Annotated in this window: 23 protein-coding genes; 5 read left to right on the forward strand and 18 right to left on the reverse strand. The window is 65.2% G+C overall.

Annotated features, from left to right (window positions below; genetic code table 11):
* Nucleotides 1-24 precede the first annotated feature (24 nt).
* Nucleotides 25-591: a hypothetical protein gene (locus ACWPOC_RS21945; RefSeq protein WP_006553007.1), complete on the reverse strand. Its 567-nt coding sequence runs from the start codon at nt 589-591 to the stop codon at nt 25-27.
* 249 nt (nt 592-840) lie between these two features.
* Here ACWPOC_RS21945 and ACWPOC_RS21950 point away from each other — a divergent pair, with 249 nt between their 5' ends.
* The gene (locus ACWPOC_RS21950) at nt 841-1365 is read left to right on the forward strand and encodes an AMIN-like domain-containing (lipo)protein (protein ID WP_455409330.1); all 525 of its coding nucleotides are present in this window, start codon (nt 841-843) and stop codon (nt 1363-1365) included.
* Between the two features lie 100 nt (nt 1366-1465).
* Here ACWPOC_RS21950 and ACWPOC_RS21955 read toward each other — a convergent pair whose 3' ends face one another.
* Complete coding sequence (locus ACWPOC_RS21955) at nt 1466-3019, reverse strand: AMP-binding protein (protein WP_120280220.1); 1554 nt, start codon at nt 3017-3019, stop codon at nt 1466-1468.
* A 197-nt stretch (nt 3020-3216) separates the two neighbouring features.
* Between ACWPOC_RS21955 and ACWPOC_RS21960 the strand changes: the two genes are divergently transcribed.
* Nucleotides 3217-4008, forward strand: a complete 792-nt coding sequence (locus ACWPOC_RS21960; protein WP_120280221.1) for an FAD-binding oxidoreductase — start codon at nt 3217-3219, stop codon at nt 4006-4008.
* A gap of 42 nt (nt 4009-4050) precedes the next feature.
* Here the strand turns inward: ACWPOC_RS21960 and ACWPOC_RS21965 are convergent, their stop codons facing one another.
* The 9 genes from ACWPOC_RS21965 to ACWPOC_RS22005 all read right to left on the reverse strand — a co-directional run bounded on the left by ACWPOC_RS21965 (nt 4051) and on the right by ACWPOC_RS22005 (nt 11524).
* Entirely contained in the window at nt 4051-4287 is a 237-nt protein-coding gene (locus ACWPOC_RS21965) for a hypothetical protein (protein ID WP_183070558.1), read from the reverse strand.
* Between the two features lie 29 nt (nt 4288-4316).
* The gene (locus ACWPOC_RS21970; protein WP_455409331.1) at nt 4317-6029 is read right to left on the reverse strand and encodes a 3-ketosteroid-delta-1-dehydrogenase; all 1713 of its coding nucleotides are present in this window, start codon (nt 6027-6029) and stop codon (nt 4317-4319) included.
* Between the two features lie 122 nt (nt 6030-6151).
* Nucleotides 6152-7075 carry an alpha/beta hydrolase gene (locus tag ACWPOC_RS21975; protein ID WP_455409332.1) on the reverse strand — a complete coding sequence of 308 codons (924 nt, stop codon included), beginning with the start codon at nt 7073-7075 and terminating at the stop codon, nt 6152-6154.
* Between the two features lie 63 nt (nt 7076-7138).
* On the reverse strand, nt 7139-7624 hold the full coding sequence (locus ACWPOC_RS21980; protein ID WP_085469074.1) for a hypothetical protein: 486 nt from the start codon (nt 7622-7624) through the stop codon (nt 7139-7141).
* Nucleotides 7625-7627: 3 nt separating this feature from the next.
* Nucleotides 7628-8170, reverse strand: coding sequence for a nuclear transport factor 2 family protein (locus ACWPOC_RS21985; RefSeq protein ID WP_085469075.1), 543 nt, complete (start codon nt 8168-8170; stop codon nt 7628-7630).
* A complete protein-coding gene (locus ACWPOC_RS21990) occupies nt 8167-8700 on the reverse strand; it encodes a nuclear transport factor 2 family protein (protein ID WP_085469076.1) in 534 nt (177 codons plus the stop codon). The genes ACWPOC_RS21985 and ACWPOC_RS21990 overlap by 4 nt, the downstream gene beginning before the upstream one ends.
* Before the next feature lie 76 nt (nt 8701-8776).
* Nucleotides 8777-9661, reverse strand: coding sequence for an SDR family NAD(P)-dependent oxidoreductase (locus tag ACWPOC_RS21995; protein WP_085469077.1), 885 nt, complete (start codon nt 9659-9661; stop codon nt 8777-8779).
* A 2-nt stretch (nt 9662-9663) separates the two neighbouring features.
* A complete protein-coding gene (locus ACWPOC_RS22000; protein WP_120280223.1) occupies nt 9664-10557 on the reverse strand; it encodes an SDR family NAD(P)-dependent oxidoreductase in 894 nt (297 codons plus the stop codon).
* A 118-nt stretch (nt 10558-10675) separates the two neighbouring features.
* Nucleotides 10676-11524, reverse strand: a complete 849-nt coding sequence (locus tag ACWPOC_RS22005) for an SDR family oxidoreductase (RefSeq protein WP_085469079.1) — start codon at nt 11522-11524, stop codon at nt 10676-10678.
* A gap of 80 nt (nt 11525-11604) precedes the next feature.
* On the opposite strand from ACWPOC_RS22005, the gene ACWPOC_RS22010 reads away from it, so the two are divergent.
* A complete protein-coding gene (locus ACWPOC_RS22010) occupies nt 11605-12249 on the forward strand; it encodes a TetR/AcrR family transcriptional regulator (RefSeq protein ID WP_085469080.1) in 645 nt (214 codons plus the stop codon).
* A 54-nt stretch (nt 12250-12303) separates the two neighbouring features.
* Entirely contained in the window at nt 12304-13512 is a 1209-nt protein-coding gene (locus ACWPOC_RS22015; RefSeq protein ID WP_085469081.1) for an NADH:flavin oxidoreductase, read from the forward strand.
* Between the two features lie 313 nt (nt 13513-13825).
* Here ACWPOC_RS22015 and ACWPOC_RS22020 read toward each other — a convergent pair whose 3' ends face one another.
* The 5 genes from ACWPOC_RS22020 to ACWPOC_RS22040 are packed head-to-tail and all read right to left on the reverse strand — an operon-like array spanning nt 13826 to nt 20839.
* On the reverse strand, nt 13826-15823 hold the full coding sequence (locus ACWPOC_RS22020; protein WP_120280224.1) for a flavin-containing monooxygenase: 1998 nt from the start codon (nt 15821-15823) through the stop codon (nt 13826-13828).
* Entirely contained in the window at nt 15823-17478 is a 1656-nt protein-coding gene (locus ACWPOC_RS22025) for a flavin-containing monooxygenase (protein WP_085469084.1), read from the reverse strand. Before ACWPOC_RS22025 ends, ACWPOC_RS22020 begins: the two co-directional genes overlap by 1 nt.
* Nucleotides 17475-18386 (reverse strand): VOC family protein, encoded by a 912-nt coding sequence (locus ACWPOC_RS22030; RefSeq protein WP_085469085.1) that lies wholly within the window; start codon nt 18384-18386, stop codon nt 17475-17477. Before ACWPOC_RS22030 ends, ACWPOC_RS22025 begins: the two co-directional genes overlap by 4 nt.
* Nucleotides 18387-18414: 28 nt before the next feature.
* The gene (locus ACWPOC_RS22035) at nt 18415-19599 is read right to left on the reverse strand and encodes an acyl-CoA dehydrogenase family protein (protein ID WP_085469086.1); all 1185 of its coding nucleotides are present in this window, start codon (nt 19597-19599) and stop codon (nt 18415-18417) included.
* A 40-nt stretch (nt 19600-19639) separates the two neighbouring features.
* On the reverse strand, nt 19640-20839 hold the full coding sequence (locus tag ACWPOC_RS22040; protein WP_085469087.1) for a Rieske 2Fe-2S domain-containing protein: 1200 nt from the start codon (nt 20837-20839) through the stop codon (nt 19640-19642).
* A 214-nt stretch (nt 20840-21053) separates the two neighbouring features.
* Between ACWPOC_RS22040 and ACWPOC_RS22045 the strand changes: the two genes are divergently transcribed.
* A complete protein-coding gene (locus ACWPOC_RS22045; protein ID WP_455409333.1) occupies nt 21054-21824 on the forward strand; it encodes an IclR family transcriptional regulator in 771 nt (256 codons plus the stop codon).
* Between the two features lie 62 nt (nt 21825-21886).
* On the opposite strand, the gene ACWPOC_RS22050 is transcribed toward ACWPOC_RS22045, so the two are convergent.
* The gene (locus tag ACWPOC_RS22050) at nt 21887-22288 is read right to left on the reverse strand and encodes a VOC family protein (RefSeq protein WP_085469089.1); all 402 of its coding nucleotides are present in this window, start codon (nt 22286-22288) and stop codon (nt 21887-21889) included.
* Nucleotides 22285-23043, reverse strand: a complete 759-nt coding sequence (locus ACWPOC_RS22055; protein WP_085469090.1) for an SDR family NAD(P)-dependent oxidoreductase — start codon at nt 23041-23043, stop codon at nt 22285-22287. Before ACWPOC_RS22055 ends, ACWPOC_RS22050 begins: the two co-directional genes overlap by 4 nt.
* Nucleotide 23044 lies beyond the last annotated feature (1 nt).

Below are 23044 nucleotides of genomic sequence, written 5' to 3' on the forward strand. Positions count from 1 at the left end.
TGCGAGAACGTTCCGCGCCGGCGACTACATCCGCTGCGCCGCGACCGCCCGCGCGAACTCGGGATGCGCCTGCGAGATGACGAGTTCCGAACCGTCCTCCGCCACCGACATTCCCAGCGACGCCCGCTTCGGTTCGAGCACCCGCAGGGCGACGTAGATCGGGAGGAACGACAGACCGAAGACGCTGAGCAGCGCGAGACCGTAGATCTTGGGAGCGCCCTGTACGAGCGCGAACACCAGCGCGAGGAAGATGACGCCGAGGACCGTGCAGGTCGCGGCGGCGGCGATCTGCCAGCGCGTGCGGACTGCGACGCAGCGAGCGCACACGGGCCAGTCCACCGCGGCGACCTGCACCGTGTAGGCGGCCTCGAGCGCCGAACCGAACCGGTTCGATCCCTGGCGGGGCTCCGACGCGTCGGCCGCGACCGTCACCCGGACACGTCCGGTCTCGGGTTCTCCGTGGCGCGGGCAGATCGGGGGGATGGGATCGATCGGTCGCATCGAACCGTCTCCGAGCGTGCTCGTCGCTCCCGAGCCCGGATATTCGACTGCCAACCGCACCTCGACCCGCTGGGCGTCCCCGTTCACCATGCGAGGGAGTATGTCAGCACGGCCCGGGCAGTGAAAGACCGGCTGCACCTGACCGGTACTCGTATGGTCGCGCAGGTACCGACGCAGCCCCTACGCGCTCGTTCCCGAAAGCGCGCACGACCTTTCGGGCAGACCTCCGCGAGGACACAGCACGAACTCCGCCCGCAGCAGCAGAACGACGAAGCTCGATGTAACGCAGATCACACTCCTTGCGATGATCCATCATCAGCCACACACAGAGGAACGGACATGAGCAGGATTCACGTGTGGCTCGCGATGATCGTCGTCATCGCGGGGATCGGGCTGACGGGCCCGACCGCGTCGGCCGCAACGCCCTATTGCGGCATCCACTGGGGTTCGCTGGACAAGGTGAACCCGACGATGGTCACCTCACCGTTCACCGCCGTGCGGGCGGGACGGCACGAGTGCTTCGACCGGATCGTCGTCGATCTCGCCGGGCCGGCCGCGGGTTACCGCGTCGGCTACGTCCCCGCCGTCTACGAGGACGGATCGGGGTTCGAGGTTCCGCTGCGCGGAGGCGCCTATCTCCAGGTGGTCGTCCTCGCGCCCGCCTACTACGTACCGGCGAACCGGCGCGAGGTCGTCGACGTGAGCGGGTACCGGACTCTGCGGCAGGTGGCGTGGGCCAACAGTTTCGAAGGCCAGACCACCCTCGGGGTCGGGGTACGGGCCCGGCTGCCGTTCCGGGTGTTCACCCTCGACGGTCCCGGTAGCGGTTCCCGGGTGGTGCTGGACGTCGCGCACCAGTGGTGAGGCTGGAGACCGCCACCTCCGGATCCGCGGATCCTTGTGATACACAGCCGCTCCCGGCAATCACGGTCGATTGCCGGGAGCGGCTGTCACGAATGCAGGGTCAGCGATAGGACGCCCGCAGCGTCTTCTTGTCGAGCTTGCCCAGCGGCGTCAGCGGCAGCGCGTCGAGGAAGTCGACCGACTTGGGGGCGTGCACCGAGCCCTTTGCGGCACGCACCTTCTCGATCAGTTCTTCGGCCGGCACCGACTGGCCCTCACGCAGCACGACGCATGCCTTGACGGCCTCACCCCACTTGGTGTCCGGCACCCCGACGACGGCCACGGACGCGACCGCGGGATGCGAGGAGATGACGTCCTCGATCTCGCGGGGGAAGACGTTGAAGCCGCCGGTGACGATCATGTCCTTCTTACGATCGACGATCGTCATGAAGCCGTTCTTGTCGGCACGCGCGACGTCGCCGGTGTGCAGCCATCCGCCGCGCAGCGCCTCGGCGGTCTCCTCCGGCTTGTTCAGATAGCCCTTCATCACGAGCGGGCCGCGCACACAGATCTCGCCGAGTTCACCCTGTGGCACCTCGTTCAAGTCGTCGTCGAGCAGGCGGACGTCGAGCCACGGCACGGGGCGCCCGCACGACGCGAGGCGGCTCGGATCGTCGGGGAGGTGTTCCTCCTTGCGCAGCACCGAGATCGTCATGCCACATTCGGACTGGCCGTAGAACTGGAAGAAGACCGGGCCGAGCCGCTCGATTCCTTCGCGCAGGCGGGACGGCGACATGGCCGACGCGCCGTAGAACAGGGTCTCGAGACTCGACAGGTCGCGGCTGTCGAAATCGGGATGGTCGAGCAGCATGTAGATCATCGTCGGCACGAGCATCGTCGCGTTGATGCGATGCTTCTCGATCGCTTCGAGCACGAGCGCGGGATCGAAATGGGGCAGCACGTAGAGGCATCCGCCACGCAGGAGCGTGGGGACGAAGAACGCCGCCCCGGCGTGCGAGAGCGGGGTGCACACGAGGAAGCGTGGCTGCTCGGGCCACTGCCACTCGGCCATCTGGATCTGGTTCAGGGCCGCTCCCGATCGGAACGAGCCCATGACACCCTTCGGTTTCCCGGTGGTGCCGCCGGTGTAGACGATGGACGAGGTGTCCTCGATGTCGACGGGTGCGGACACGAGCCGCTGCTCGGTGAACTGCTCGGACAGGGCGAGGATGTCGGTACCCACCGAGGACGGGCCGAGGGAGAACAGGTTCTTCAGGGTCGGTACCTGCTCGCGCAGCTCCGCGGCGCGTTCCTCGAAGTGCCGGGGATCGAAGATCAATGTCTCGATCTCGGCGTCGGTCGCGATGTACAGGTGGTCGGAGAGCGAGCCCATCGGGTTCAGGGCCGTGTTGCGGCAGCCGGCGACCATCGTGGCGCCCATGGAGATGAGCACCTCGGGCCGGTTCTTGGACAACATCGCCACCGCCGATCCCTGCCCGACCCCGACGGACGCGAGCGCCTGCTGGAACCGGCTGATGGCGGCGCGCATCTCGGCTCCGGTGAGGACGACGTCACCGAGGTGCAGGGCGGGCCGGTCGGCGCTGCGGTCGAGCGCGGTGATGAGGAGATCGGGCGTGAATGCGGGGCGGTAGAGGTCGGCGTACTCCTCGGGCATGGTCGTCCTTCCGGTGTGCTGTGACGGTCCGTTGTGTGACGTCACCGGTCGGCGTTCTCCGCTGTGGTGACCATCACCTGCCGTTGGTCACGATAACCGCTCGAGGGTAAAAACTGAAACACGTTCCACTCTGCCTTTTCGGCGATTTCTCGCCTAGAGTCTTGGGCACGCCACAGCACACCACCGGGGGAACACGCATGCAGTCGGCCACGCCGTCACCGAGCGAGACCGAGACGGCAGTCACCGCAACCGTCGTCGAACATCATCGGCTCCGGCACGATCTCGCAGTCGTGCGTCTCGAATGCGACGACGCGATCGTCGATTTCCGCCCCGGCCAGTACGTCGACGTAGCCGTGCCGCAGCGCCCCACGCTGCCTCGTCGTCTCTCCCCTGCGCTGCCGCCGTCGCTGGACGGCAAGCTCGAGTTCCACGTGCGCACGGTCCCGGGCGGTTGGGTGAGCGGCGCGATCGTCGCCGAGACCCAGCCGGGCGACGTGTGGCAGCTCGGCGCGGCCCGCGGCGGCGACCTCCACATCGACGACACGGGCCGCATCGTCATCATGGTGGCCGGCGGTACGGGCCTCGCGCCGCTCCGGTCGTTGATCCTCGACGCGGCGCGCCGGCCGGATCCGCCCCGCACCTTCCTGTTCACGGGCGCCCGCAACCCGCGCGACCTGTACGCCGCCGACATGCTCATGCTCCTGTCGGAGGCGCTGCCGTGGCTGACGGTGGTGCCGGTCGTGGAGACCCTCGAGATCCCCGATATCCCCGACCCCTGGTTCGATCGCATCGCGCCGCGCATCGACGAGTTCGGACCCGACCCCGACGAACTGCTCGAGGGCAGCGTCGACGAGGTCGTCACGTCCTACGGTGCGTTCGGCGACCACCAGGTGCTCGTGTGCGGCCCGGCGGCCATGGTGCGCACCACCGCTCAGCGGCTGATCGAGACCGGCACCCCGGTCGAGAACATCCGCTACGACCCGTACTGAGTGCCCCGGCGCATCGGCCGGCACTCTACGAATCGGCCGCGGTTACCCAGGCACGGGCGACGACCGCCCGACCTCATCGAGGTATCGGAGCGTCCGGTCGAGCCGGGCGGACGCCTCGTCCCGATCCTCGCGGGCCCGGAAGCTCAGCGGGCCGGTGACGGGCGGCGCGAAGAACACGAGGTCCACTTCGTCCACCCGGCCACCGGCGAGACAGAGCCCGGTTCCCCGGAGGGACAGCACGGTAGGGAGGGACCGGACGTCCCCGTTCGTGATCGTCACGTACCCTCCCTACCTCTCGGATCGTTCGATCAGGCGACCGGTGCGTCCGACGATGCTGCGTCGCGTGCCGCGATGTACCCGAACACCAGACCCTGCCCGATCGTGGCGCCGGCACCGGGATAGCGGTGACCGAACGCGTTGGCGGCGGTGTTGCCGATCGCGTAGAGACCGGCGATCGGGGTGCCGTCCTCGCGCAGGACCCGAGCCCGTTCATCGGCTCGCACGCCACCGCAAGTGCCCAGATCGCTCAGGGTCATCTTCACGGCGTAGAGAGGTCCGTGCGTCAGCGGCCGCATGTTGGGGTTGGGCTGGATGGTGGGATCACCGTAGTAGCGGTCGTAGGCACTGCTCCCACGGCCGAACTCGGAATCCGTTCCGGCTGCGGCATCGTCGTTGAACTTGCCGAAGGTCGCGGCGAAGTTCTCCACCGGCACGCCCATCGAGGCCGCGAGTTCTTCCGCGGTGGAGGCGCGGTGAGCGATACCCGCCTTGTACCAGGCCTCCGGCAGCGGCTGACGGGGGAACACCCCGGCCGCGAACACGTAGCTGTTGCGGTACTTCTGGTCGAAGACGATCCACATCGACTCGATCGGATCCCCGGCGCGTTCACGTTCGAGCACCAACTGCCCGAAGGACATGTAGTCCGACGACTCGTTCGTGAAGCGTCGGCCGCTCTGATCGACGATGAACGAACCGGGCAGCGATCGCTCCGCGAGCATGACCAGTGGCGGCTTGCCCGGCCGGGTCGGTGCGACTGCGGGGAACCACCACGCCTGATCCATGAGGTCCAGGTCGGCACCGATCTCCTGTGCCGCCTTGATCGCATCGCCGGTATTGGTCTCGGCGCCGAGGCTCTCGTTGTCGAGCAGACGCTCGGACTGGAACTTGCGTCGCATCGCCATGTCGTGGTCGAAGCCGCCGGCCGCGAGCACCACCCCGCGACGCGCGGTCACAGTCACCTCACGCCCGTTCTGTTCGACGACCGCACCGGTGACCCGGTCCCCGTCGGTGAGCAGACGCACCAGCGACGTCTCGGTCCACACAGGCACACCGGCCTTCAGCACACCCGCGAACAGTCCGGCGGCGATCGCCTGTCCACCGGCGACGTATTCACGCTTGACGGCGAGACCGGCGACACCCTGCGCCAGCCGCTTGAAGATGCGCGGAAAACCCTTGTGCGGCACGCGCAGCATGAGGTTCATCCACTTGTAGTCCGCGCCGGTGGTGGGCATGGGCAACCCCGCCTCCATCAGGCCCGGACGCAGTCGGCCGCGTTCATCACCGAGGACCGACAGGTCCAAGGGCAGGCACTCGCAGCTGCGGCCGACGGCAGAGCCACCGGGCAGCTCGGGATGGTAGTCGGCGTAGCCCTTCGCCCAGAACAGCTTCATGGGCGTGGTGCGACGGAGCATCTCGACCGTCTCGACTCCGTGGTCGACGAAGGCCTCGCCCCGCTCGACAAGGGCGGTGCCGTCCACGACCGATCGGACGTAGGTGTGGCCACGTTCGACGGTGTCTCCCGAACCCGATTCGGTCAGAACGGGATTGGCCGGCACCCAGAACGCACCGCCGGAACGGGCGGTGGATCCGCCGACATATTCGGATTTCTCCACGATGAGCGTCGACAGCCCCGCTTCGTGTGCGGTGAGCGCGGCGGCCATGCCGGTACCGGACCCGATCACGAGCAGGTCCACAGTGGTGTCGCGGGCGGGGGTCACGGCCGGCAGGGGTGTCGTCGCCATCGGCAGTCTCCTTCATGTGGTTGTCTGCGGGACGGTAGGGCAGTTTTCGGGCTGTGCGGCCCGTGATCCCGATCACCGGGAGAGTACGAGGTCACGTGCTCGCTTTTCCGGAAATGTCCGGATCATCTCTGCCGCGTGAAGACTTCGGCGAGATAGTCGACGATCTGATCGAACAGTTCCTTCGCGGCGGGGAGCACGGTCGTCATGGTCGCGAAACCGTGCATCATGCCCTCATACCGTCGCAGGTCGACCTGCACACCGGCCTCCTGCATACGTCGCGCGTACTCTTCGGTCCCGTCGCGGGTGGGATCGATCTCGGCAGTGACCACGAGGGCCGGCGGCAGGCCACCGAGGTCGGGAGCGAGGCCCGGAGACGCCTGCCGAGAATTCCGGTCGGCGGGGTCGGGCACGTACATGCCCCAGAACCAGTAACAGTCCTCGGGGGACAGAAGCGCCGTCGCGTGCTCCGGATTGGTCACTTCCATCACCGCCGTGCCGTAGAGCGAGATCTGTGCGGCGGGAAGCGGAAGCCCCTCGTCCCGGAGTTGATGAGACAGCGCGAAAGACAGCGCCCCACCTGCACTTTCTCCTGCGAGGACCGCTCTGGTCACGTCGACGGACCGAAGTTCATCGGGTGCAGACGTGATCCATTCCCACACCTCCCGGCAATCGTCGAGTGCGGCAGGGCACGGATGCTCCGGGGCGAGGCGATAGTCCACCGAGACGATGACGGCCTGCGATGCGATGCTCAGTTTCCGCAGATACTCCTCGTTCTGATCGAGATTCCCGACGGCGAAGCCCCCGCTGTGCATCCATTGCACCACCGGCAATCCCGGATCATCGGACGGCCGGTAGATACGCACCCGGACACCGCCACCCGCGGACGGAACGACAACGTCCCGACTCTGATGAATGGGTGTCACCACCGGAATTGCGCTCGCGGCGAGTGCGGCACGTAGTTCCGCAACGGGTATCTCGTGCATGGCTTTCGCCATACGCGCTGCGGAGTTGTCGACCACTCGCTGGGCGTCAGGAGACAGCGGCATCTTCGTTCTCGTTTCGTCGACGGAGGGTGGGGCCGGTTCCGGCCGTTATCGGATTCGATCCGATCAGACCGCCGGGGTGGACGCTCCCACGGGATGATCGGCGTAGCGCACCGACTCCTGCGTGTCGAGTACGACATGTACAGCACCGAAGACCGGTCCCGTTTCGGTGGCCCGGATGCTGCCGCGCACGACGCCACTCGATACAGCGAACGGCTTCCCCGCGACGATCTTCGTCACGAAGATGTAGGACGAGAACTCGACCTCTCCGTCCGCGACGTCGGTGACGAACACATTGGTACCGTTGTGACGCAGTGGATAAGGGCTGTTGCGCCGGTGATCGTCCTTCCATGCCATCACGTCGTCGGCTCCGCGCACATCGACGCGGATGAAATCCTCGTAGTCGGTGGTACCCGTGTCACTCGCACATGTGAAGGCGATGTCGTCGGCCATCAAGGCCCGCAACTCGACGGGATTCCATTCGTCGTAGTGGAACCACCAGGCTGCGACGAGGGCGCTGACGGCGCCCGGAGTGAGGGTCGATTCGTTCATGTGTTACTCCTGCGGAGATCGAGACCGATAGTCGAAGAATCCGGGGGTGTGATCGACGCGCAGACGCGTCAGGGTCCTGTACGCGATCAGCCACACACCGTCGACCCTGCGGTACGTCTCGTGGTAATGGCCGTATCCGTGCAGGTGTTCTTCGGTCGAGCCGTTGCGCCACCACAACTTGTCTTCCATCGCCCAGACACCGGTCGCCGTCGTGTCCGAGGTCAATGTGATCTCCGGTGCATGCCCGTGGTGCACGCTGGTCACCGGAACAGGTCCGTCGAGAACACCTTCGATCGCGCGCCTCAGTGCATCCCGTCCGACCACCGCCGGCCGCCGCGCCGACTCGTCGCCGACCGCAGCACCGAAGGTCTCGCTCACGACATCTTCGGTATGCACACTGCCGTACAGGTCCCACTGTTTGGTGTCCATGATGCGCAACCGCGCGGCGAAGACATTCTCGATCTCCCGGATCGCAAGCGCGCGCTCCGCCGGATCGAGGGTGATCTCTCGTACTGATTCGGTTGTGCTCCCGCCTCCGCCACTCATCGGTCGGCCGCCGACGAGGGGACGGTCTCGGGGTAGACCTGCGCGAACCAGGCGCGCTGGGTGGCGTCGAACGTGCCCAGTTCCATTGCACGTCGCCCCCAGGCCTTGATCAGGTCGAGGAAACTCGTGACGTCGTAGATGTCCTCTTGTCTGGAGAACCTGCCGTTCCCGGCGTAGGTCAAGATGCTGACATGGGGCGCTCCCCACACCGAGCCATCACCGGGATCGCTCATCACGTTGTCGAGCTTGGCCACGATCGTGCCGTTGGTTTCGTCGATCACATGAAAGTGCTCGGGGAAGGAGACCGTGTGTGAGCCGGGAAATTGAGCGAGGCTCGGCTCGGCCCATTTCCAGATACCCTCTCTCCCTTCGAGTACGCCGGCCATCTGCTCGTGGTAGACGACATCCTCGGTGAACAGTTCGAGGAAATCCCGCCAGCTTCCCTCCCCCGAACCCGCACGATTCACCGTGGCGTGCCAGTTTTGATATGCGTTCTCGAGTTCTTCTCTGCTCCAGCTGTTTTCGGCCATATTTCACCCTATGGTCCGGAAGGCCCATCGTCCTACGAAACGTCCCATCACGCGGGAATCGGACACGAAGCCCCTGTCATGCCCCGTGCTCGACGGTGATACCCATGCGTGTGAGCATGGCGTGAGGATCGGCCGGTGGCGCAAGATCGAGAAGCTGCTGTCCGCGTCGATGCATCGCGGCGATGCACAGGTCGTCGTCGGAGTGGACCCAGAACTCGCCGCGCGCGATCTGCTCGATCATGTGCTCGGCGGCGACGAGCGGATCGAGCCCCTTCTCGACATTGTCGCGTTGCATGGCAGCGAACACCGCGTTCGCCGTCGGATTGTCCGTGGGCGCCTCTCGCTGAGCCGACAGGAAGATCTCGCTCCGGATGGAATGCGGGATCACGGCACTCACCTGGATCGGGGCACCGACGATAGCCAGATCTTGATGCAGGCACTCCGTCATCGCCAGTACCGCGTGCTTGCTCACGATGTACGGGGATTGCACCGCAACGGCATTGAGTCCACCCACCGAGGACAGGTTGGCGATGCACGAGGGAGTTCCCGCGGCGATCATCCGCGGGACGAAGGATCGAAGGCAGTAGAAGACACCGTCGACGTTGATCTGCATCAGCCGCTGCCACCGTTCCCGGTCGATCTCCCACAACAGGCCGGACGATTCGATGCCGGCATTGTTCACCAGGAGCTCGACGCTGCCGTGACGATCGAAGATCTCGCTCGCCATCACCTCGACGGCGTCGGGGTCGGCGACGTCGACGGCATACGGTTCCGCCTTGCCCCCTGCGGCGACGATCTCGTCGGCGACCTTCGCCGCTCGATCGCCGTCGATATCCGAGACGACGACCGTCATTCCCAGAGACGAGAGATGCCGTGCCAGACCTTCGCCGATACCGGCGGCCGCGCCGGTCACCACGGCGACGCCCCGGGAGAACCGTTCCCGTGCACTGCTCGTCTGCATGCTCACGCCCTCAGTCCGTCGTCGGCGATGTTGGGATTGCACCAGGCCGGTGGCTCGCGGCGAGGCAGTTCGTCCTTGCCGTCGAGGCTCTTCACCGGGATTCCCTGGGACCACGGGAAGTGCAGACTGAAGCCCACCAGACCGGTACGTTCGGCGGCCGGCAATGTGCACATCTCGAGAACGGTCTGCGCCAGGTACTCCGGCGGCTCGGTTTCGTAACCTTCGGGCAGCAGCGTGGCAGCACCCGGGGTCATGATCGCCGTGGACGGACCGACAGCATTGACCGCGATGTTGTCGTCGACGAGTTCCGCGGCGAGGCCTTGCGTGAACCGATGCAGAGCAGCTTTCGCCGACGCATAGATCACGTCACCGGAGGTCTTGTTGTACTCGCGGAACGGGCGGATCGGGCTCATACCGGTGGACGAGCCTATGTTGACGATCCACCCGGCCCCGGACTTGCGCATGTGAGGGATGGCGGCCTGCGACAGGAGGAAGGGAACTTTCAGGTAATGCTCCAGAGTCCTGTCGAACGTTGCTTCGCTCATCTTCTCGATCGAGGAGTAATCGGCGAATCCCGCATTGTTGACCAGGATGTCGAGCCCGCCGACGGCGTCCGCCGCTGCGTCGATCAGGCCCGCGCGCTGGTCGCGGTCCTCGAGATCCGCCGCGATCGGCACTGCGCGACCACCGGCCTGTTCGATCAGCTGCACCGTCTCTTCCAGAGTGCCCTCGAGTACGTGCTCCTGCCCGTCCCGAAGCGATCGGGACGGGGACATGGAACGAGCCGTGACCACTACGGTTGCACCTTCGGATGCGAGACGTCGCGCGATCGCCCGGCCGATCCCCCGGCTGCTTCCGGTCACGAGAGCGGTACGTCCGGTCAGTCGTTGTGTCATGTCGGTTCCTGCTGCCTGTTCGTCTGTGTGCTCGGACTTCTCGTCGAACCATTCCGAAGCTATGCCGCAGCCCGTACGGACGGACCGTTCCCTCCCGTTGTGCGGGAGGTCACTCCGACTACTTCCCCGATCTGCGGAACCGGAGCAGATAGGACGGAAGCCCGCGAATCGGAACCGACCGGGGCCAGTCGTCGGCACGGAAGTACGCGTCGGAACCGCCGTCGACGAACACCACGCTGCCGCACAGGAAATCCGCGGCGTCCGACAACATGAAGACCGCCCACGCAGCAAGTTGTCGGGCATCGCCGAAGCCACCGACCGGCACGGGGAACGAGCGGATCGCCTTCGCTTCGGAAGGCGTGGACAACTGCTTCTCCAGCAGTGGTGTCATGATCGCTCCCGGCGCCAGAGCGTTCAGCCGGATACCGACGCCCGCCCACTCCGTCCGCACGGCGGTGCGGCGAACCCATCTACTGACGGCGATCTTCGACGCCGCGTAGATGATCGACGGCGCAACCTTGCCGAACAACCGGACCGATCGGACTGCCTTGTCCGCGTCGCCGCTCAGAAACGCCTTGACCGTCCGGCCCGGAACCGCGGGCGTGGTGGTCGTCGAATTGCTCGAGAACACGACCACCTTGGCGTTGCCCGCTGCCTCGAGGGCCGACCGCCAGCCCGTCAGCAGGTCGACGACCCCGAAGTAGTTGACCTCCGCGATCAGCCGCGGGCGTTCCGGGCCGGGCGCCGGCCCGAGACCCGCAGCGAGCACGGCACCGTCCAGTCGGCCCTCGGCGGCCTCGAGCACCTTCTCGACGGCGCTCTTCCTGCCCTGCGGCGTCGACAGGTCGGCAACGACCTCTGCCTCTCCGATATCGACACCGATGACGGTGTGTCCGGCGGCGCGAAGTTGTTCTGCGACGGCGCGCCCCATGCCCGATGCAGATCCTGTCACCACATAGACGCCCACGTCGTCTCCTTCGTTGTTGCGTACCGGATTTACGGCGATCGATATTTGACATAGTAGGACAAAAATGGTGTCCTCGAAATGTGCGCCAGGAATCCTCCGATCCGCCAACGACATCCACCGAATCGGCGGGCGGACGCAGGCGTGGCCGGCCGTCCGTCATCGATACCGAAGCGATCGCCGAGGCGGCTTTCCACCTCTGGTCCCGACAGGGATACGCCGACACCAGCTGGAACGACCTCGCCGAAGCGACCGGGGTCAGTGCCCGCACCCTCATCAGGCACTTCTCCGTCAAGTCCGCGATCGCTTGGATCGGTGTGGCCCCCGCGACCGAACGTCTGCGCGCATCTCTTTCCGTCGCACCCGAGACCGCCCCACTGACCGACGCCGTACGCACGGCGATCGTCGAATCGATCTCGCATCGTCCGCACATCCAGCGCGTCGGACGCGATTGGCTCCGCCTCATCGCGGGCACACCCGAACTCGCCGCGATGTCGTCGGAAGCATACCGGCCATGGATCACCGAACTGGCCGATTACATCGGCCGACGCGTCCCCGAAGTCCCGGCAGCGATCGCGCGCGCGTTGGCAACCGCATACCAGGCCGCGGCGTTCGCGGCATTGACGGAGTGGGCGGAAGAGGGTGCCCACGGGGATCCTGCCGACGCCGTCGACGCGATGCTGCGCTGGATGGACATCGTTCCTCGCTCCTCTGCACGTCCCGCCTGAATCAGCACTCTCCGCCTGGAATTCCTCTCACAGCCCGAGAATACGGAGATCACCATGACGACAGTCGACCCCGAATCTGCTTCCGCGCCCACGGTCGATCCGCTGGCGCCTGCGCGCCTCGGACCGATCACACTGCGCAACAGAATCATCAAGTCCGCAACCTTCGAGGGCGCCAGCCCGAACGCCCTGGTCAGCGACCGCCTCGTCGACTTCCATGTCAGGGTCGGTGAAGGAGGCGTCGGAATGACCACCGTCGCCTACCTGGCGGTGGCACCCGAAGGGCGCACCGAGAAAGATCAGATCTACTGGCGTCCGGAGGCCCTCGACGGTCTTCGACGGCTCACCGATGCCGTGCACGCCACCGGCGCGAAGGTGTCCGCCCAGATCGGCCATGCCGGTCCCGTGGCCAACTCCCGATCGAACGGGCTCCCCTCGCTGGCGCCCTCCGCGCGCCCGAATCCCCTGTCCATGAGTATCGACAGGAAGGCGAGCGAGGACGACATCCGGCGGATCATCGCCGCGCACGGCGAAGCGACACGATACGCCCGTGAGGTCGGATTCGACGCGGTCGAAGTCCACCTGGGGCACAACTACCTCGCCAGTTCGTTCCTGAGCCCGAAGGTGAACCGCCGCAAGGACCGCTGGGGCGGATCCCTGTCCAACCGTGCCGAATTCGCGCGCCGCATTCTTGCCGCCGTCGCCGAAGCGGCAGACGGCGAGATAGCGGTCCTTGCCAAGATGAACATGGCCGACGGGGTGCCGGGCGGGCTCTGGCTGGACGAATCCCTGCCGTTCGCGAAGATGCTCGAGTCCGACGGGCATCTCGATGCACTCGAACTGACCGGTGGGTCGTCGCTGCTCAACCCGATGTACCTGTTCCGCGGAGACGTACCGCTGCGGGAGATGGCCGAGACACAGATTCCGATCCTGCAACTCGGGATGAAGATGTTCGGCAATTTCGTCTTCCAGCACTATCCGTACGAACCGCTGTACTTCCTCGAGTACGCCCGCCAGTTCCGCGACGAGCTCGACCTCCCGCTCGTACTCCTCGGCGGCATCACCGATCTCGACGGAATGCAGGTCGCGATGCGCGAAGGCTTCGAGTTCGTCGCGATGGCCCGAGCACTGCTGCGCGAACCGGATCTGATCGCACAGATTCAGCGGGATCGCGACACGCGGTCGTTGTGCATCCACTGCAACCGGTGCGCGGCCAGCATCTTCACGGGCACGCGGTGCCCGTTGGTAATCGATTCCCCGGACTGAGAACACGCCGAAACGGCCCCGTCGCGATGTTTCGCGGCGGGGCCGTTTGCCTGCTCTCAATGCAGGCGAGGTAGATCCGGTCCGGCAGGCAGGTCGAGGTGCGTTTCGGTGAGTACACTCCGCGCGACCGCGCGATCGATACTGTCCCGAAGAGCGTTGCACTCCCGGCGGTGGACTCCGGTAGCGGGGTTGCCCTGGGAGATCACCGGGCACTCGGACGTATCGGATTCCCACTGGATCGACGTATGCGCAGGGCTGAACTTCTCGACCAGCACCCCGAGTCCACATCGGTCACAGGTCAATTCCTGCATTGTCATGACGGACCTTCCCGACCGTCCGCCGGCGCCGGATCCGAGAATTCGAAATGCTCGGGATTCGGCGCGCGCAGCAGGGTCCAGTAATCGACCAAGCGCCACGGACACGGCACGACAGCGCGTCCCTCACTGTTCCGGTAGTAGCCGTTGGTCTCCGCACCGGGGTGCACCCACACGGTCTTGTCCAGCGCCTCGTCGACCTTGCGGTTGTACTGTTCGAGCACGTCCTGCCGTACGTCCATCGCCTCGTGCCCGTTCTCCACGAGATACTGCAGGCACTCGACGATGTAGTGGACGTGTTCCTCGCTGAGGATGTTGTGGCCGGCACCGTGGTTGGGCGCGGAGTTCGGGCCCGCGGTGACGAAGAGATTCGGGAAACCGGACACCTGGATGCCCAGATACGCCCGAGGGTCGTCACCCCCCTTCCACTGCTCGGCGAGGGTCCGTCCTCCTGTCCCCACGACGTCGATCGAGGTTGTGAACTCCAACTTGAAACCCGTTGCGAGAACGATGACGTCGGCGGGCACGAACTCACCCTCGGTCGTGATCACGCCTTCCGGTGTCACCTCCCGGAACGACGCGCGATGCAATGTCACGTGATCACGGGTGAGCGCCGCGTAGAAGCCCGGGTCCTTGATGATCCGCTTGCTGTACGGACGGAAGTCGGGCGTCAGCTTCTCGACGAGATCCGGACGGTCGGGGAAATTGGCGTGCAGGTGGTTCAACGCCGTCTGGAGCACCATCTCGTTCGCCGGTGAGGCCGAGAAGTGCGTCTTCGCCCATTCGGGGTCGATGCGCGGCATCACGTAGAGGTTGTCCGATGCGAACCAGTACGAGCGCAGCCGGAACCACTCGTGGTACCGCGGAAGATGCGCCAACGCCCACTTCTCGCCGTCCGGAACCTCGTTCACGACAGCCTTCTCCGGGACGATCCAGTGCGGCGACCTCACCACGACGTCGAGTGATTCCACTCGATCGACGATGCTCGCGACCACCTGGACGGACGTGCATCCGGTGCCCAGAACGACGACGCGTTTACCGGTGAGGTCGAGGTTCTCGTCCCACTCGGCGGTGTGCACAATCGTGCCGCCGAAGGTGTGCATACCCTCGACATCCGGGATGTTCGGTGAGTTGAGCATCCCCAGCGCTGTCACGACGGCCTTCGCACGGTGCACCTCGCGAGTCCCATCGGCGGACTCGACGGTCACCTCCCATACGTGCTGATCGTCGAGCCACCGCGCGGACTGCACCCGTGTACGGAAGGAGATGTTCTCCGCGATTCCGTAGGTGTCCACGACACCCTTCAAGTACTTCTGGTATTCGGTTCCCGTCGGGTAGTACTTGGACCACCCCGGATTCAATTCGAACGAATACGAGTAGTAGTGGCTGGGTGTATCGACGGCGGCGCCGGGATAGGTGTTGCGCGACCAGGTTCCGCCGATCTCGTCACGGGCTTCGAACACGCGATAGGTGAAACCGGCCTCGCCGAGCTTGATCGCGGCATTGATGCCGACGATCCCGGCACCTATCACGATCACGGAGAATTCCGGCGTCGGTTTCCGTGTGACCGGGACGCAGCGTTCGGAAAGGACGAAACCCGCTTGCTCGCGGAGAATCGGAACGAACTCCTCGTCGACGCGCTCCGAGGTCGCGACCGTGGCCATGCGGAGGAACAGCTCCGGGTCGGGAACACCCAGCCGGTCGTCGGCGTCCGGCGTGAGCAACTCGTGGGCGCGCGCCCGGATATCGGCGACCACGTCGTCCGGGTACTGTCCCGGCGGCGTCGTCGGACGCGTCCCGGTGCGATAGTGGTTGCCAGGCTCGCTGATCGTCAGGCGTGGGGCGAACTCGTCGAGCAGCGTGGTGTCGCCGGTGGCGTGGACCAGGGACATGAGAAGCGGTGCCGGATCGCATACGTCGATGGCGGCATGCAGCCGGCTTTCGCGGTCCTCCAGGTCCTCGGCACTCGAGCCGAGGGAGATCGTCTCGGTCATCATCAGCCCTTCTTCGACGAGAGTTCGGTGGGTGTCTCGATTGCCCCTCGCTGCGCGATCTCGAATCCCTTGTAACCGGCTGCCGCGATCTCGGCACAGATGGTGCCGTAGTTCGCGAATCCACCGATGTACGGCATGAACACCCGTGGTTTGCCGGGAATGTTGGCGCCCATGTACCACGAGTTCGCCGAGGGGAACAGGGTGCCGGCGGCCTTCTCGTTGCACTCGGCGACCCATTCCTCGACGGCCCGCTCGGTCGGTTCGATCGAGGCGGCATCGTGCTCGTCGAGATGGTCCAGGCAGTCGGAGATCCAGTCCACCTGCTGCTCTGCCATGAGCACCATGTTCGCCAGCACACTCGGGCTTCCCGCACCCACCATGAAGAACATGTTGGGAAATCCGTGGGACGCGAGTCCCAGATAGGTTCGCGGTCCTGCGGACCATTCCTCACGGAGGGTACGTCCGCCGCGACCGCGGATATCGATCCGGGCCAGCGCACCCGTCATTGCGTCGAACCCGGTCGCAAAGACGATCATGTCCAGCGCATAGTGCTGTCCGCTCGTGCGCACACCGTCTTCGGTGATCTCGACGATCGGAGTGGTGCGCAGATTCACCAACGTCACATTGTCACGGTTGAACGTCTCGAAGTACCCGTCGTCGGTGACGATGCGCTTCGTTCCGATGGGATGGTCGTTCGGAATCAATTGGTTCGCGATCTCCGGGTCTTTCACCATCTCCCGAATCTTCGATTCGACGTACTCCCGCGCCGTGTCGTTCGCCCGAAGGTTGGTCGTCTGGTCCGGGAACGCTTTCGCGAAGAGATAACCCCCGCGTTGCCACCACTCGTCGTACACCCTGCGACGCTCGGCTTCGTCGACCTCCATCGCGCCCTTCGGGTACGGGGTGAACGGTGTGCCGCCACCGCTCATCCGTGCCAGTCGTCGGCGCTCCGGATACGTCGCCTTGACTTCGGCGATCTGCTCGGCGGTCAGCGGTCGGTTGCCGGCCGGGATCGAATAGTTCGGGCTCCGCTGGAAGACGAACACGTGGTCCGCGTCCTTTGCGATCACAGGAATCGATTGGATGCCCGACGAACCGGTTCCGATCACGCCGACGCGCTTGCCTGCGAATTCGACCGGCTCGTGGGGCCATTCACCGGTGTGGTAGGACTCGCCGGCGAAGGTGTCGCGACCGGGAATGTCGGGTCGGTTCGTCGCCGACAACACCCCTGTGGCCATGATGCAGAATCGCGCCGTAACCGATCGTCCGGTATCGGTGGTGACGGTCCACAGGGCCGACTCCTCGTCGTACACGGTCGACACCACCCGGGTGAGGAACTCGAAAGCGCTACGCAGGTTGTGCCGGTCGGCGACGTGTTCGAGATACGCGAGGATTTCTTCCTGCGTGGCGAACCGCTCGGACCACGTCCATTCCTGCTGCAGGTCTTCGTCGAAGGAGTACGAGTAGTCGATGCTTTCGACGTCGCAGCGGGCACCCGGATAGCGATTGTGGAACCAGGTTCCTCCCACTCCCGCAGCGGATTCGAAACCGTGGACGGTCATCCCGCGCTTCCGGAGCTTGTAGACAGCATAGAGCCCGGAGATGCCGGCACCGATCACGACGGCATCGACGTCGCTCGAAGGAGTCTCGGGAATCATAGAGCGGCTTCCTTCATCTGCTTGGCCCACAGCCATTCGTGACCCCAATAACTGTCTGCGGTGATTTCTTCGGCCGTGTAGTAGGTCTCGTCGACGAGCATGCCCTCGGTGCCGTATTCGATGTCCCATCCGCCGGGAACCTGAACGTAGAACGAGACCATCTTGTCGTTGGTGTGGCGACCGAGCGTGGACGACACCGGAAAGTCCCGGGCGGTCACCTGATCGAGGGCACGACCGACTGCGTCGAGCGAGTCGACCTCCACCATCACGTGCACGAGTCCCGGGTCTCGATCCTCAGGGCTGGGCATGAGCGCCAGACTGTGATGGCGCTGGTTGACTCCGAGGAACCGGATCCGCATCGGATCCATACCGGGAGGCGTCGGCAACCGGAATGCTCCGCGCGGAAGGAATTCGAGCACGTCGGTGTAGAAATGGAACGATTCGTCGAACGCGGTGGTAGGCATGACCACGTGCCCGAGGCCTTGTGACCCTGTCACGAACTTCTGACCGTAGCGCGTGATGACGGGACTGTGATCGAGAGCCGGCCCGAAGAAGAACTCGAGCGGTGTACCGCCCGGATCCTTCATGATCAGTCCACCTTCGACTCGCCGTCGCTCGCATGTCTCGAACGGCATCGCTTCGAAGTCGTACCCCGCGGTCGTCAGGCGGTCCGCGACGGCCCGGAGGGCCGTACCGTCCCGGACCTCCCAGCCTACTGCGGTCACGCGGTCGGTGTCGCCAGGTTCGACGGTGATCCGAGCCGGACGTTCGTCCATTCGGAAGTGCAGTGCGTCCTCCTCCGGACCGGTGCCCGGCGCGAAACCGAGTACGTCGAAACCGAGTTCGCGCCAACGCGCCATGTCGGTGGCCTGGACGCGCACGTAGCCGAGGCTTTTGATCTCAGTCACAGAATTCCTTTCGAGTACGCAAGAAGTGTCAGATCATCACGCGGAGGGGCCCGTCCGGAACGTCGATTCCGAGGGACGCCATGGCCGACGCGTGATAGGTGGTGCTGGTGACGTGGATGGCGTGATGCAGGCCGGCGTGCGCGTCCCGCCAGAACCGCTGCAACGGATTGTCGACGCGGAGCGCATTCCCACCCGAGCGATCGAAGATCTCGTCCGCAGCACGGACGGCCCGCCAGGCGGAACGCACCTGATTGCGCCGCGACATGGCACGGGTTTCGAAGTCGACCTCTTTGCCGGAGTCGACGAGATCCCAGATGCGATCGACGTTCGCCAGGAGTTGCTGGCGGGCCGCGTCGATCTCTGCGGCCGCTTCACCGAGTGCATGCAGGACGTACGGATCGTCCTTGATCGCCGTTCCCGCCGCACCCACACGGCCGCGCTGATAGTCGACACCGGCCGCGAGCACGCCTTCACAGATCCCGATGGTGGCGGAGGTGATGCCGAGCGGGAACATCGTCGACCACGGCATCCGGTACAGGGTCTCGGTGACGCCGTACTCCTTGGCCGCTGTCCCGTCGATCACCGCTCCACCGTCCATCACCCGGTACTCGGGAATGAACGCGTCCTTCACCACGATGTCCTTGCTGCCCGTGCCACGAAGACCGACGACATCCCACGAGTCGTCGACGATCTCGTAATCGGAACGCGGGAGGATCACGTGCAGACTGACGGGCGGCATGATGGGGGCGCCGTCCTCACCGCCGGCCATCGCGCCGAGGAAGATCCAGTCGCAGTGATCGGTTCCGGACGAGAACTGCCACCGTCCCGACATCCGGTATCCACCGTCGACGGGAACTGCGATACCCCCGGGCATGTAGGGAGACGCCTGCCAGGTGTCGGCGTCGGTGCCGAGCACTTCGTCCTGCACCTTGGGGTCGGCGAAGGCGAGCTGCCACGGGTGGACACCGACGATCCCTCCGACCCATCCTGCAGAACCGTAGATGCTCGCGGTCTTCATCACCGTCTCGGCGAACTCACGAGGGTGTGCTTCGTACCCGTTGTACTTCTTCCGCTGCAGCAGCCGGATGATGCCGGACTGCCGGAGACCTGCGGCCATGTCGTTCGTCAGCCGACCGAGCTGGTCGGAGTCGTCGGCCCCCGCTCGGATCTCGTCGGCGATCGCGACGATGTTGTCGAGCACTTCGTAACTCATGGTTTCTCCAGGAGGGTATGTAGTGATGCGGAACTGGGGGTCAGGATCCCGATTCGGCGGAGGCCGTCTCACGAGCCCGGGTGAGGTTCGGGGCGAAGGCGCTACGTCCGGCAGCGACGTTCTCGTCGACTTCGGCCTGCCAGCTCGTCAGTGCGCGCGTGGTGTCGATCTCGTACTCGAAGCGGTTGACCATTTCGGGTCGAATGTCCTCGACGTCGACGTAGAACTGTTCGTACCACCGCCGTAATTGGTAGACGGGACCGTCCTCCTCACACAGCAGGGGATTGTCGATCCGCGACTTGTTCTTCCAGATCTCGACGTCCTGCTCGAATCCGATCGCGATGCCCTGGGCGACGGCCTGGGCGATCTGCTCCGCCTGCTCCGGAGGCATCCCGTCCGGCCTTTCCACAATCACGCCGTACTGCAGGCGGAAGGCGGTCGGAGAAATCGGGTAATGGCAGTTGATCAGGTAGATGTTCGGCGTCGACTCGGGATCACGGCCGGCGCTCCACAGCTTGTCGATCATGTACGAGGGACCGTAATAGGTTGCGTCGGACATGTTTTCGGAACTGTAATTGGTGGTCTGGCTGACACCGACTGCATCGGCCCGGGGCCGCGACCGCATCACCTGGGTCGCCGTATGACCTTCGAAGACGTTGCGGAAATAGGTCGGCATTCCGTAGTGGACGTAGAAGAAGTGCGCCATGTCGACGACGTTGTCCACGATCTCACGGCAGTGGGATCCGGTCACCTCGATCGAATTCCACACCCAGTCGGTCCAGCCGGGGTCGCCGTAGGTGGGAATCTCGGGAACAGCCAGCTCCGCGGGCGGCTTGCTGCCCTGCGGGTCGTGCCACACGAAGAGCTGACCGCTTACTTCTGCCACCGGCCACGCCCGTGTGCGAGCAAGCGGTGGGACGCGGCGGGCATAGGGAATCGCGGCGCACTTGCCGTCACCGCGCCAGCGCCAGTCGTGGAACGGACAGGCAATGGTGTTGCCCTTGACGGTCCCCTGTGCCAGGTTTCCGCCCATGTGCCTGCAATAGGCGTCGAGGACGTTGATCTTGCCGTCCTCTCCGGCGAATACCACGAGGGCTGTCCCGAACGCGTCGACCTGATGAGGCTTGCCATCCGCGAAGTCGCGCACGAGTCCCAGGCAGTGCCATCCCCGCGCATAGCGCTCCGGCGGCGTGCCGGCATCAATGGTGCGGACCTGATCTTCGGTATCTGTGGAACCCACGGTGCCTCCTGGTCGGCTGATCGCGACAACTCACCCGTCGCACAGTGACCAGAATCAAGAACCTGGACGTCGCTGTGATGTCCGTCTCCCGCAGAACGGGAGGGTAGTTTCGACGAACGAGGGGCCGCCTGGCACGGTCGGCTCGAGGTTGCCGCGCGCGACGCATCGAAGGTACCGTGACGCGCGTCACACTTGGGGGTGTCAGGAGGAAAATGTGAGTACGTCACGCACCGATGGGCTGCCCGTGTCCGTCGTGGACCGGATCTCCCTGGTCCTGGAGGCGCTGAGCACGGGCCCGATGACGTTGGCCAAGGTCACAGCGCGCACCGGGCTCCCCCGATCGTCGGCACACCGCCTGCTGGAACAGCTGGCCAATGCGGGCTGGCTCGCCAGATCGCCTGAGCAGACGTACGAGCTCGGAGTGAAGGCGTACGAAATGGGTCAGGCGGCACTCAATCAGAACCGGCTCCTGCATCATGCGCGCCCTCTCATGCATGCCTTTGCGCATCGCACCGGGTTCACGGTGCAGCTGGGAGTCGTGGACCGAGGGGACACCGTCTACCTGGCGAAGGTGAACGGACGCACCTCGGGGTCGACGCCGACAGCCGTCGGCCAGCGGGTGCCGGCCCACACGACCGCCTTGGGCAAGGTCATCATGGCGTACTCGGCGGTCTCGTCCCAGCCTTCTCCGGACAGTGCCCGGACCGACTGCGTGACAGCACCTTCGGGGCGGAGTCGCTTCGACGACGAGATGGCTCAGGTGCGTGATCGTGGCGCCGCATTCGACCGCGGGGAGGCATTCCCCGGCACAGCCTGCGTGGGGGTGTCCATCGGTCCGCCCGATCACATGTACGGGAACCTTGCAGCGCTGTCCGTGTGCGCCCCCGTGAGCGTGCTGGATCATCAGAAGATGATCGGGCCCCTGCGTGTTCTGGCCGGCGAGATCTGGCAGCGCTGCGTCGCGACAGATCTTTCGAGGCACTAGCCGACAACGGCCGGCGCGGGGCATACGCGCCCCGCGCCGGCCCTCGCATCGAGGAGCTCGGATCAGCCGCGCTGCACGAACTCCACGAGATAGCCGTCCGGGTCGCGGACCGTGCCGATCACCATTCCGTAGGCCTCGAGTTTCGTCGCCGGTGTCTCCTCGACGCCACCGTGACGACATGCGTCGGCCATCCTCCCCTCGACGTCGTCGGTGTTCAACACGATCTTGACGAACATGTGGCCGTGATCGTGCGGGGTCTCCCCGTCGATGCCTGTCGGCAGAACGAGCTCGAGGCCTGCGGCACCGGCTCGGACGATCGACGCATGAAAGGTGGGGGTGTCCAGATCCTTGTCGTGCACGAATCCGCATCCCCGGATGTAGAATTCGGCCGACCTTTCCAGGTCGGCGACTCTCAGCGCAGTGAGTGAGAGCAACGTCTGCGTATCCGGACTCTGTACGGTCATCGTGTTTGGGACCCGCCGTTGAAGTCCAGCGTCTGACCGGTGATTCCGCCGGCCTCGTTCGAAGCCAGGTAGGCGCAGAACGCGCCGACCTCGATGGGATCTCCCAGGCGGCCGATCGGGATGGTCCGGAGGATCTGCTCGATCATCTCCGGACTCATCTTGTCCTCGAGATTCTTCTGATGACCCAGTGCCACGATGTTCGCGGTCACACCATACTGTCCGGTCTCGGCCGCCAGGTGACGGATGAACCCTTCGATACCGCTCTTACCCGTGGCGTACATCGTTTGATTGATGTTCTGACCCGTGCGTGCGGAACCCGACGAGATCTGGACGACCCGGCCCCAGCCGGCATCGCACATCCCGTCGATGGCGACCTTGATGCAATTCATCGCGCCGTAGATGTTGAGATCGATCGGAGCGCGCCACTCCTCGGGCGACAACTCGCGGAACGGTTTGATCACGCGTCCTTCCGCGACGCCCGCATTGTTGACGACGATGTCGACGTGGCCGCCGAGTTCCTTCTCCGCCGCTCGTACGTGTTCGAGCGTGGCGTCGTAGTCGGTGACGTCGAACGCCGCTGCGACCGCCGCGTTCCCCTCCTCGACGATCGACGCGGCGACCTTCTCGGCCCGATCTGCGAACAGGTCGTTGACGATGACTGACGCCCCCTGCCGTGCAAGGACCTTCGCGATTCCTTCACCGACACTCTGACCGGCACCGCTGACGAGCGCGATGCGTCCGGTAAGACTGAACACA

It is taken from the genome of Rhodococcus sp. 5G237 (genome assembly GCF_053764735.1).

Coding starts and splice junctions, on each gene's coding strand:
- ACWPOC_RS22000 (WP_120280223.1), bottom strand. CDS start 10,557: ATGACACAACGACTGACCGGACGTACCGCTCTCGTGACCGGAAGCAGC.
- ACWPOC_RS21985 (WP_085469075.1), bottom strand. CDS start 8,170: ATGAGTGGCGGAGGCGGGAGCACAACCGAATCAGTACGAGAGATCACC.
- ACWPOC_RS21995 (WP_085469077.1), bottom strand. CDS start 9,661: ATGCAGACGAGCAGTGCACGGGAACGGTTCTCCCGGGGCGTCGCCGTG.
- ACWPOC_RS21960 (WP_120280221.1), top strand. CDS start 3,217: ATGCAGTCGGCCACGCCGTCACCGAGCGAGACCGAGACGGCAGTCACC.
- ACWPOC_RS22020 (WP_120280224.1), bottom strand. CDS start 15,823: ATGATGACCGAGACGATCTCCCTCGGCTCGAGTGCCGAGGACCTGGAG.
- ACWPOC_RS22035 (WP_085469086.1), bottom strand. CDS start 19,599: ATGAGTTACGAAGTGCTCGACAACATCGTCGCGATCGCCGACGAGATC.
- ACWPOC_RS22025 (WP_085469084.1), bottom strand. CDS start 17,478: ATGATTCCCGAGACTCCTTCGAGCGACGTCGATGCCGTCGTGATCGGT.
- ACWPOC_RS21980 (WP_085469074.1), bottom strand. CDS start 7,624: ATGAACGAATCGACCCTCACTCCGGGCGCCGTCAGCGCCCTCGTCGCA.
- ACWPOC_RS21955 (WP_120280220.1), bottom strand. CDS start 3,019: ATGCCCGAGGAGTACGCCGACCTCTACCGCCCCGCATTCACGCCCGAT.
- ACWPOC_RS22015 (WP_085469081.1), top strand. CDS start 12,304: ATGACGACAGTCGACCCCGAATCTGCTTCCGCGCCCACGGTCGATCCG.
- ACWPOC_RS21970 (WP_455409331.1), bottom strand. CDS start 6,029: ATGGCGACGACACCCCTGCCGGCCGTGACCCCCGCCCGCGACACCACT.
- ACWPOC_RS21975 (WP_455409332.1), bottom strand. CDS start 7,075: ATGCCGCTGTCTCCTGACGCCCAGCGAGTGGTCGACAACTCCGCAGCG.
- ACWPOC_RS21950 (WP_455409330.1), top strand. CDS start 841: ATGAGCAGGATTCACGTGTGGCTCGCGATGATCGTCGTCATCGCGGGG.
- ACWPOC_RS21990 (WP_085469076.1), bottom strand. CDS start 8,700: ATGGCCGAAAACAGCTGGAGCAGAGAAGAACTCGAGAACGCATATCAA.
- ACWPOC_RS22050 (WP_085469089.1), bottom strand. CDS start 22,288: ATGACCGTACAGAGTCCGGATACGCAGACGTTGCTCTCACTCACTGCG.
- ACWPOC_RS21945 (WP_006553007.1), bottom strand. CDS start 591: ATGGTGAACGGGGACGCCCAGCGGGTCGAGGTGCGGTTGGCAGTCGAA.